This window comes from Streptomyces fuscigenes (genome assembly GCF_021556455.1).
Lineage (GTDB): Bacteria > Actinomycetota > Actinomycetes > Streptomycetales > Streptomycetaceae > Streptomyces > Streptomyces fuscigenes.
The window spans coordinates 1-10,078 of sequence record NZ_JAKGCV010000196.1 but is presented as its reverse complement, the minus strand read 5'-3'; the positions used below and the strand labels follow the sequence as shown (position 1 = coordinate 10,078).

At 75.2% G+C, this 10,078-nt stretch carries 8 protein-coding genes and 1 pseudogene; 4 read left to right on the top strand and 5 right to left on the bottom strand.

Translation table 11 applies throughout. The features are described from left to right. Window positions 1–73 precede the first annotated feature (73 nt). Entirely contained in the window at window positions 74–1,093 is a 1,020-nt protein-coding gene (locus tag L1885_RS16795) for an alcohol dehydrogenase catalytic domain-containing protein (RefSeq protein ID WP_235797933.1), read from the bottom strand. A gap of 241 nt (window positions 1,094–1,334) precedes the next feature. Here L1885_RS16795 and L1885_RS16790 point away from each other — a divergent pair, with 241 nt between their 5' ends. Next, window positions 1,335–1,907 carry a TetR/AcrR family transcriptional regulator gene (locus L1885_RS16790; RefSeq protein WP_235797932.1) on the top strand — a complete coding sequence of 191 codons (573 nt, stop codon included), beginning with the start codon at window positions 1,335–1,337 and terminating at the stop codon, window positions 1,905–1,907. A 65-nt stretch (window positions 1,908–1,972) separates the two neighbouring features. Here the strand turns inward: L1885_RS16790 and L1885_RS16785 are convergent, their stop codons facing one another. Together L1885_RS16785 and L1885_RS16780 are read right to left on the bottom strand one after the other, a co-directional pair. Next, complete coding sequence (locus L1885_RS16785) at window positions 1,973–2,371, bottom strand: RidA family protein (RefSeq protein ID WP_235797931.1); 399 nt, start codon at window positions 2,369–2,371, stop codon at window positions 1,973–1,975. After that, a complete protein-coding gene (locus L1885_RS16780) occupies window positions 2,368–3,486 on the bottom strand; it encodes an acyl-CoA dehydrogenase family protein (RefSeq protein WP_235797930.1) in 1,119 nt (372 codons plus the stop codon). Before L1885_RS16780 ends, L1885_RS16785 begins: the two co-directional genes overlap by 4 nt. A gap of 97 nt (window positions 3,487–3,583) precedes the next feature. Between L1885_RS16780 and L1885_RS16775 the strand changes: the two genes are divergently transcribed. Beyond that, the gene (locus tag L1885_RS16775) at window positions 3,584–5,236 is read left to right on the top strand and encodes an AMP-binding protein (RefSeq protein ID WP_235797929.1); all 1,653 of its coding nucleotides are present in this window, start codon (window positions 3,584–3,586) and stop codon (window positions 5,234–5,236) included. A gap of 4 nt (window positions 5,237–5,240) precedes the next feature. After that, window positions 5,241–6,131 carry a PaaX family transcriptional regulator gene (locus L1885_RS16770; RefSeq protein WP_235797927.1) on the top strand — a complete coding sequence of 297 codons (891 nt, stop codon included), beginning with the start codon at window positions 5,241–5,243 and terminating at the stop codon, window positions 6,129–6,131. Here L1885_RS16770 and L1885_RS16765 read toward each other — a convergent pair. Together L1885_RS16765 and L1885_RS16760 are read right to left on the bottom strand one after the other, a co-directional pair. Then, complete coding sequence (locus L1885_RS16765; protein ID WP_235797926.1) at window positions 6,052–8,478, bottom strand: oxidoreductase; 2,427 nt, start codon at window positions 8,476–8,478, stop codon at window positions 6,052–6,054. The two genes, L1885_RS16770 and L1885_RS16765, sit on opposite strands and share 80 nt — an antisense overlap. Window positions 8,479–8,482: 4 nt before the next feature. Further along, on the bottom strand, window positions 8,483–9,310 hold the full coding sequence (locus tag L1885_RS16760) for an enoyl-CoA hydratase family protein (protein WP_235797925.1): 828 nt from the start codon (window positions 9,308–9,310) through the stop codon (window positions 8,483–8,485). A gap of 232 nt (window positions 9,311–9,542) precedes the next feature. Here L1885_RS16760 and L1885_RS16755 point away from each other — a divergent pair. Next, window positions 9,543–9,965, top strand: a pseudogene (locus tag L1885_RS16755) (ATP-binding protein); the annotation flags it as partial. Window positions 9,966–10,078: the final 113 nt, after the last annotated feature.

Below are 10,078 nucleotides of genomic sequence, written 5' to 3'. Positions count from 1 at the left end.
GCCGCGGCGCGGCGGCGGAGGCCGGACCCTGGCCGGGCCGCCGGGTTCCGCCGCCGCGCCGGGCGGCACCGCGTCAGGCGGCCGCGTCCAGGACGATGCGGAAACGCGCCTTGCCCGACATCATCCGCCCGTAGGCGGCGGGCGCCTCGGACAGCGGAACGACCTCGTTGACCGAGCGGATCCCGTGGCGGCGGCTGAAGCGCAGGCTGTCCTCGTTCTGGGCAGGTGTGCCGGTCAGGCGGCCCTGGAGGGAACGCGCGCCGAAAACCAGGTCGAGCGGCTGGACCGCCAGCGGGTCCTGCGCCGCCCCGAGCACGACGAGACGGCCGTGCTCCCGGAGGCCCGGCACGAGCGGGGACATCGCGGCGCCGCTGGTCGCCGTGGTGAGGATGCCCGCGGCGCCGCCGAGGGCGGCCAGGGCGCGGCCCGGGTCCTCGCTTTCGCTGTCGATGTAGTGGTCCGCGCCGAGCCTGCGCACCAGTTCCTCCTTCCCGCCGCCCCGCGAGATCGCGACGACCTCGTGGCCGAGCCTGCTCGCGTACTGGATCGCCAGGTGGCCGAGGCCGCCGATGCCCTGCACGGCGATCAGCCCGCCGGGGGCGGCCGGGACGTCGGTGAGACCCATGAACGTGGTCAGGCCCGCGCACAGCAGGGGCGCCGCGTCGAGGGGGGCCATGCCGTCGGGGACGCGGACCAGGCCGGAGGCCTTGGCGATCATGGACTCGGCGTAGCCGCCGTCGACGTCGCTGCCGGTCCTCAGCTGGTCGAGGCAGTTGACGAAGTCGCCGCGGCGGCAGTGTTCGCACTCCCCGCAGTGGCCGTAAAGGAAGCCGACGCCCACCCGGTCGCCGATCTCGAAGGTTCCGACGCCGGGCCCGACCGCGTCGATCACACCGACGACCTCGTGGCCCGGCACGACGGGCGTCGACGGGTCGGGGCGGAGCCCCTCGGCGCCGAGGGCGTCGCTGTGGCACACGCCGCAGGCCTCGACCCGGATGCGGACGTGGCCGTGGCCCGGCTCCACCCGTTCGCGTTCCACCAGTTCGAAGTCGTGTGCCCCGGTCGCCTGGACCGCCCGGTAGACGTCGCCCATGGGACGCCCCTCTCGTCTCGTGCTCGTGAGTCGCGCATGCGGGATCGCAGGGGCGCAGCGCGGGCGCACCGTCCGTCGCTCCGCCGGTTCATAATGACCGGTCGTCTTAAAACGCGTCAAGCGCGCTTCCTGTAGCCCGGCTCACATGGCCTCTCGGCTATTCTTGGGATCGCGACAAGACGATGGGTCGTTTTGCCGCGCGTCCGCAGCATCCGTATCCGCATCGACCGGGAGGTCAGGGATGGCCAGGCGAGGTCTGCGCGAGGAGCTGGTCGAGGCGGCGGTCCTGCAGTTCCACACGTACGGGTACAACGGCGCGGGCGTGAAGGACATCACCGACGCGGCCGGCGCGCCCAAGGGGTCGTTCTACAACCACTTCCCGTCCAAGGAGGCACTCGCGGTCGTCGCCCTGGAGCGCTACGGCGCGGGCCGGGGCCTGGAGGCCCTGACGGACCCGTCGGTCGACCCGCTGCTACGGCTGCGGCAGCACTTCGAGTTCCACCGGGACGAGCACCTGGACCTCGGATTCTCGCGCGGCTGCCTGATCGGCACGTTCGCCACCGACATCGCCGACCACAGCGACACCCTCCGGGAGGCCGTGCGCGTGAGCCTGGAGCGCTGGAGCGACGCCCTCGCCACGGCCATCGGGCAGGCCCGGGAGGCCGGGCTGGTCGGGGAGGCCGTCGAGCCGGCGACCACGGCCCGGTTCCTGCTCAACGCGTGGGAGGGGACGCTGATCTCGGCCCGCACGGACCGCTCGGCCAAGGCGTTCACGCCGTTCTTCGACCTGGTCTTCGGGGTCCTGCTGCGCTGACGCCACCAGTCCCCCGCCCCCGGCCGGGCGGTCGGCGGCCGGGGCGGCCCGGAGCAGGCGGCAGGTCAGGGCAGGACGGCGATGCCGTCGAGCTCCACGAGCGCCTCCTCGTCCCAGAGCCTCACCACCTGGATCACCGCCATGGCCGGGTAGTCGCGGCCCGCGAGCCGCCGCCAGACCCGGCCCAGCTCGGCCGCCCTGGCGCGGTAGTCCCCCACGTCGACGGCGTAGACGCACACGCGCGCGAGGTCGGCGGGGGCGCCGCCGGCCGCCGCCAGCGCGTCGAGGAGGTTGGTCAGCGCGGTCTCGAACTGCTCCGTCAGGGTCGTGCCGACGACCGAGCCCGCGGCGTCGAGCGCGGTCTGCCCCGCGAGGAAGACCACCGTGCCGCCCTTGGCCGTCACCGCGTGCGAGAACCCCTTGGCCGGCGAGAGTCCCTCGGGGTTGATCCGCTCCAGGCTCATGCGTACAGCTCCTTGGCGATGACGGCGCGCTGGACCTCGCTCGCGCCCTCGTAGATGCGGGGCGCGCGCACCTCACGGTAGAGGTGTTCGAGCAGGTGACCGCGCTGGAGCGCGCGGGCGCCGTGCAGTTGGACCGCCGCGTCCACGACGTACTGCGCGGTCTCGGTGGCGAAGAGCTTCGCCATGGCGGAGGTGCGCGGAACGTGCGGCGAGCCCGCGTCGTAGGCGGACGCCGCCGCGTAGACCATCAGACGGGCCGCCTCGGTGCGGGTGGCCATCTCGGCGACCTGGTGCGCCACGGCCTGGAGGTCCTTCAGCGGCCCGCCGAACGCGCTGCGGCGCGCCGTGTGGTCGAGGGTGGCGTCCAGGGCCGCGCTCGCCATGCCGACGGCGAAGGCACCGACGCTGGGCCGGAACAGGTTGAGCGCGTTCATCGCGACCCGGAAGCCGCCGCCCACCTCGCCGAGGACGTCGGCGCGGGTCACGGGCACCCCGTCGAAGACGAGGGTGCCGATGGGATGCGGCGAGAGCATCTCCAGGTGCTCGCCGCCCAGGCCGGGCCGCCCGGCGGGGACGAGGAAGGCCGTGATGCCGCGGGCACCGCGCTCCGGTCCCGTGCGCGCGAAGACCGTGGCGAAGTCCGCCTCGGGCGCGTTGGAGATCCACCGCTTCTCGCCGGTCAGGCGCCAGCCGTCGGGTACGTCCGGATCGGGGCGCGCGGCGAGCGCGAGCGCCGCGGCGTCGGATCCGGCGCCCGGCTCGCTGAGCGCGAACGCCGCGACCGCCCGGCCCGCGGCGACCTCGGGCAGCCACTCCTCCCGCTGGCGCGCGGTGCCGGCCTGCGCGACGGCCGCCGCGCCGAGGCCCTGGAGCGCGAGGGCCGTCTCCGCCTCGGTGCAGCCGTGGGCCAGGGACTCGCGCAGCAGGCACAGGTCGAGCGCGCTCGCGCCGAAGACCTGGCCGAGCAGCCCGAGGGAGCCGAGTTCGGCGACGAGCGGGCGGTTCACCCGGCCCGGTACGCCCCGCTCCGCGAGGGGCCCGAGCCGCTCGGCGGCCAGTGCGCGCACCTCCTCGCACCGGGCGGCCTGTACCGGATCGAGCGAGAATACGGACATGCGGGCCCCACTTCCGGCGCATGTATCGCGAACTGTTGACTGTCGTCAACCGAACGATACTCTCATGGTGCTACCCCACGACCACGAGGGGTGAACCATGCGTCTGACGCCTTCGGCCCATCTCGACACCTTCACCCGTGACGGGCTGCCGCCCTTCGAGCAGTGGCCCGAGCTGCTGCTCGACGCGCCGGAGGCCGACGGGGCCGCCGATCCGCGCGCCGCCGCCCCGCCCGGACGACTCAACTGCGGTGCGGAGCTGCTGGACCGCACGGCGGCCCTGTTCGGCCCGGACCGCCCCGCCTTCCGCTCGGCCGCCGGCGAGGTCTGGTCGTACGGCCGGCTGCTGGCCCTGGTCGACGCGTTCGCGCACGCGCTGACCGGCCCTCTCGGTGTGGTCCCCGGCAACCGGGTGCTGCTGCGGGGCCCCACCAGCCCTCTGCTCGCGGCCTGCTGGCTCGCCGTCATGAAGGCGGGCGCGGTGGCCGTGACGGTGCTGCCGCAGCACCGGGCCGGGGAACTGGCCACGCTGTGCGGGGCGGCCCGCGTCTCGCACGCGCTGTGCGACGCCCGGAGTCTGGACGCGCTGCGCGCGGCCGGCGTGCCCGGACTGCGGATCACCCCCTACGGCGGGGGCGGGCCCGAGGACCTGCTGGCGCTCGCCGCCGCCTCCCCGGGCCCCTACCGGGCCGTCGACACGGCGGCCGACGACGTCGCGCTCATCGCCTTCACCTCCGGCACCACCGGCAGGCCCAAGGGCTGCATGCACTTCCACCGGGACGTCCTCGCGATCGCCGACACCTTCTCGCGCCACGTGCTGCGCCCCGAGCCGGACGACGTGTTCGCGGGCAGCCCGCCGCTCGGCTTCACCTTCGGCCTGGGCGGCCTGGTCGTCTTCCCGCTGCGCGCCGGCGCGTCGTCCCTGCTGCTGGAGGAGGCGCATCCGCGCCAGCTCCTCGAAGCCGTCACCCGGGACCGGGTGTCGGTGCTGTTCACGGCGCCCACGGCGTACCGGGCGATGCTCGACGAACTGGCCGCCCGTCCGGGCGCGTACGACATCGGCTCGCTGCGGCGCTGCGTGTCGGCGGGCGAGAACCTGCCCGCCGCGACCTGGCACGCCTGGCACGAGCGGACCGGGCTGAGGATCGTCAACGGCATCGGGGCGACCGAGCTGCTGCACATCTTCCTGTCCGCCGCCGACGACGCGGTGCGCCCCGGCGCCACGGGTCTGCCGGTGCCCGGCTGGCAGGCGCGGATCGTGGACGGCGCCGGCGCCGTCCTGCCCGACGGCGTGCCGGGACTGCTCGCGGTGCGCGGGCCGGTCGGCTGCCGCTACCTCTCCGACCCGCGCCAGCGGGACTACGTGCGGGGAGGCTGGAACCTGACCGGCGACACCTACGTGCGCGACCCGGACGGCTACTTCCGGTACGTCTCGCGCGCCGACGACATGATCATCTCGGCGGGTTACAACGTGCCGGGCCCCGAGGTGGAGGACGTGCTGCTCGCCCACCCGGACGTCGCCGAGGCCGCCGTGGTGGGCCGGGCCGACGAGCGGCGCGGCCAGGTCGTCACCGCGTACGTCGTCCTGCGCCCGGGCGCCGCGCCTGGCGAGGCCGCGGCGGACGCGCTGCGTGCGTTCGTCAGGGAGCGGCTCGTGCCGTACAAGACGCCCCGGGCGGTGGTCTTCCTGGAGGCGCTGCCGCGCACCCCGACCGGAAAGCTGCAGCGCTTCCGCCTGCGGGAACTAGAGTGAACCGGTGGCCCAGCAGCACGCTCCCCGCTCCGCGCAGCACACCCCGCGCTCCCTGATCGTCACTCTCTACGGCGCGTACGGGCGCTCGCCCGCGGACGAGGCCCTCGCCGTCGCGGAGCTGATCCGGCTGATGGACACGCTCGGCGTGGACGCGCCGTCGGTGCGCTCGTCCGTCTCCCGGCTCAAGCGGCGCGGACTGCTGGTGGCCCGGCCGACCCCCGCCGGGGCCGCCGGGTACGCCCTGTCCGGCGAGGCGCGCGAACTCCTCGACGACGGGGACCGGCGCATCCTGGAGCGCCCCGGCCCCCGGCCCTCCGACGGATGGGTCCTCGCGGTGTTCTCCGTGCCGGAGGCCGAGCGCAACAAGCGCCACCTGCTGCGCTCGCGGCTCGGCCGCCTCGGGTTCGGCTCGGTGGCCCCCGGGGTGTGGATCGCGCCGGACCGCTACCGCGACGAGGCCCTGCACACCCTGCGGCGGCTGGGCCTCGACCCGTACGTCGAGCTGTTCCACGGCGAGCACGTCGGGTTCACGGCGACGGCCGAGGCGGTGGCGCGCTGGTGGGACCTCGACGCTCTCGCCGGGCTGCACGAGGACTTCCTGAGGGACTGGGAACCCGTCCTGCGCTCGTGGCGGGAGCGCACGGACCGCCCCGGCGCCGAGGCCTACCGCGACCACCTGCTCGCGCTGGACTCCTGGCGTGAACTGCCCTACGCCGACCCGGGCCTGCCGGCGGGCCTGCTGCCGGACCACTGGCCGGGGGCGCGGTCGGCCGAGGTGTTCCTGCGCCTGCACGAGCTGCTGCGGGAGCCGGCGCTCAGTCACGTGCGCGAGGTGCGCGGGGAGCGGGCGCGGCGGCCCGGGCACCGCCGGCGGGCGGCCGGGGCAGCAGGCTGAGGCGCGGCTTCGGCTCGCTCTCCCGGCCGCCGGGCGGGCGGCGGCTGCCCGCCCGGTAGGGCGCGGGCCAGGGCGCCCCGGGGCCCGCGTACCCCTGCTCGGCGGCCGCGTGCAGCGTCCAGTGCGGGTCGTAGAGATGGGGCCTGGCGAGCGCGCACAGGTCCGCCCGCCCGGCCAGGAGCAGCGAATTGACGTCGTCCCAGGACGAGATGGCGCCGACGGCGACGACCGGCACGTCCAGCGTGTTGCGGATCAGGTCGGCGTAGGGCGTCTGGTACGAGCGCCCGAACTCGGGCCGCTCGTCGGCGACGACCTGGCCGGTCGAGACGTCGAGCGCGGCTGCGCCGTGCTCGGTGAAGGCGCGCGCGATCGCGACGGCCTCCTCCGCGCTCGTTCCGCCCGGCGCCCAGTCCGTGGCCGAGACGCGGACGGTCAGCGGGCGATCGGCCGGCCAGGCGGCACGTACGGCGTCGAAGACCTCCAGCGGATGGCGCAGCCGCCCGTCGAGGTTCCCGCCGTAGCGGTCGGTGCGCCGGTTGGTGAGCGGGGAGAGGAAGCCGGAGAGCAGGTATCCGTGCGCGCAGTGCAGTTCGAGGACGTCGAAGCCGGCGTCCGCGGCGCGGCGCGCCGCGTCGGCGAACTGCCCGGTGATCGCGGCGAGGCCGTCCTCGTCCAGTTCGGCCGGGACCTGGCTGATTCCGGGCCGGTACGGGAGCGGGGACGGGGCGACGAGCGGCCAGTTCCCCTCCGGGAGGGGATCGTCCATGCCCTCCCACATGAGGCGGGTGGAGCCCTTGCGCCCCGAGTGGCCGAGCTGGACGCCGAGCGCGGTGCCCGGGGACTCGGCGTGCACGAAGTCGGTGATCCGGCGCCAGGCCGCGGCCTGCTCATCGGTGTACAGGCCCGTGCAGCCGGGGGTGATCCGCCCCTCGGGGCTGACGCACACCATCTCGGTCATCACGAGGCCCGCGCCGCCGAGGGCGCGCCCGCCGAGGTGCACGAGGTGGAAGTCGCCGGGCACGCCGTCGCGGGCGCGGTAGAGGTCCGTGGCCGAGACGACCACGCGGTTGCGCAGTTCGGTGCCGCCGAGGCGGAAGGGCGTGAACATCGGGGGCGTGCCGGGCGGGCAGCCGAACTCCTCCTCCACCCCGCGCACGAAGGCGGGGTCCCGCAGCCGGAGGTTGTCGTGCGTGACCCGGCGGCTGCGGGTCAGCAGGCCGAACGCGAACCGGCGGGGCGCCTGCCCGGTGTACGTGGCGAGCTGCTCGAACCAGCGCAGGCTGGCCGCCGCCGCCCGCTGCGTCGACGCGACGACGGGGCGGCGCTCGGCCTCGTAGGCGGCGAGCGCGGCGGGCAGGCCGGGGTGCTCCTGGACGCAGGCCGCGAGCGCGAGGGCGTCCTCGACGGCGAGCTTCGTGCCGGATCCGATCGAGAAGTGCGCGGTGTGGGCGGCGTCGCCGAGCAGGACGATCCTGCCGTGGCTCCAGCGGCGGTTGACGACGGTGCGAAACGCGGTCCACGCCGAGGCGTTGGAGCGCAGCGGGCGGCCCCCGAGCACCTCCGCGAAGATCTCCGCGCAGCGCTTCGCCGACTCCGCCTCGCCGAGAGAGTCGAAGCCGGCGGCGCGCCAGACCTCCTCGCGCATCTCGACGATGACGGTGCTCGCCGCGCTGCCGGCCCGCTCCCGTCCGCTCCCGGGCGCGGCCGCCGGAGACGGGCCCCCGCCCGGCGCGGCGGCTCCCCCGCCGCCCCTCGGGCGGGCGTAGGGATAGCCGTGCAGCTGCATGACCCCGTGCTCGGTCTCCGCGATGTCGAAGCGGAACGCCTCGAACGCGAAGTCCGCGGCCAGCCAGATGTAGCGGTTGCGGTGCGGTGTGACGACCGGCCCGAACACGTCCGCGTGCTCCGCGCGGGTGCGGCTGCCCGCACCGTCGGCCGCGACGACGAGGTCGTGGTCCTCGGCCAGGACGGCCGCGGGCGGCGCGGGGGTGCGGTGGCGGAGCCGGACGCCGAGTTCCGTGCAGCGCTCCTGGAGGATGGCGAGCAGTCTGCGCCGGTCCAGGGCGGCGAAGCCGTGGCCGCCGGAGGTCAGGGTCCGGCCCCGGTGCGTGATGCCGATGTCGTCCCAGCGGACGAAGGCGTCGCACAGCGCCGCGTAGACGGCCGGGTCGGCGTGCTCGATCCCGCCGAGCGTCTCGTCGGACAGCACGACGCCGAACCCGAAGGTGGCGTCGGGGGCCCCGCGCTCCCAGACGGTGATCTCCCGCGCGGGGTCGAGCCGGGCCAGCAGCGCCGCCGCGTACAGGCCGCCGGGCCCGCCGCCGATGACCGCGATGCGCCGGACCACGGTGTCAGCGCCCCTGCCAGCGCGCGTCCCGGCGGCCGGTGAAGGCCGCGTGGAACTCCGCGTAGTCCGCGCTCGTCATCAGCAGGGCCTGCGTGGCGGCGTCCATCTCGACGGCGGCGGCGAGCGGCATGTCGAGTTCGGCGGTGAGCAGCGCCTTGGTCTGCGCGTACGCGAGGGCGGGCCCCTCCGCGAGGCGGCGGGCGAGCGCGGCGGCACGCTCGTCGGCGTGGCCCTCGTCGGTGAGTTCGCTGATCAGCCCGATGCGTTCGGCCTCGGCGGCCCGCACCGGCTCGCCCAGCATCAGCAGCCGGGTGGCGTGGCCGAGGCCGACGACGCGCGGCAGCAGGTACGCGGCGCCCATGTCGCCGCCGGAGAGGCCGACGCGGGTGAAGAGGAACGCGAAGCGTGCGGAGGGGTCGGCGATCCGGAAGTCGGCGGCGAGCGCGAGGACCGCCCCGGCGCCGGCGGCGATCCCGTGCACCGCGGCGATCACCGGGAACGGGCACTCGCGCAGGGCCCGCACGACCTGTCCGGTCATCCGGTTGAAGTCCAGCAGCTCCGCGGTGTCGAGGCCGAGGGTCGCGCCGATGATCTCGTCGACGTCGCCGCCGGAGCAGAAGCCACGGCCCTCGCCCGCCAGCACGAGGGCGCGCACGGAGCGCTCCCGGGACAGCTCGGCGAGCAGGTCGCGCAGGTCCGCGTAGGCGCCGAAGGTCAGCGCGTTGAGCTTCTCGGGGCGGGCGAGGGTGACCGTCAGGACCCCGTCCTGCCGGGTCAGGCGCAGGTGGCGCCAGGTCTCGGTGCGGGGCGTGGATCCGGTGAACGGGCTCATGGAGGCTCCTTCGGCGGATACCAGCGAACGGTATCACCGGCCTGTGACTCCCGTCACGAGAACGCGATAATATGAAAGCCGTGGGTCTGGTGTGGCACGCGATGGACCTGGGGCTCAGGCGACCGTGTCTGAAATGTGGCACACGTCCCACGGCGGACCGGTTGTCGCTTCCTGAAGGACGCCTTTAGCCTCCACAAAGGCCGGTCTTCGATGTCACACCGTCCTCGAACGGATCCCTCCCTTGCCCGACAGTTCCCACTCCCTCTCCCCCTGGCGCATCGCGCTGCCGCACACGGCTGCCGCGGTGCCGATGGCACGCGCCCTCGTCCGGGCGGCGCTGGCGGACCTGGGGAAGGACTCCGACGCGGACACCGCGGAGCTGCTGACCGCAGAACTGGTCGCGAACGCCGTCGAGCACACCCGCGGCGACGACCCGATCCGGCTGGTGGTGGGCCTGCTGCCGACGGGCTGCTGCCACGTCGAGGTGCACGACACGGACCCGGAGCCGCCCCGCGCGCTCGCCCGGCGGGGGCCGGCCACCATGCCCGACCCGTGGCAGGAGGACGGCAGGGGGCTGCTCCTGATCCGCACGCTCAGCGCCGAGTGCGGCCACCACCCCTCCGAGGGCGGCAAGGCCGTGTGGTTCACGCTGCCCGGCCCCCTGGCGCACCGGCAGGGCGGGCTCGCGGGTACCGTCCCCGAGCCGCGGTCCGGCTCGGGCACGCCCGCGCACCCGGACACCGGCCCCGGCGGCGGGGGCCACCCGCT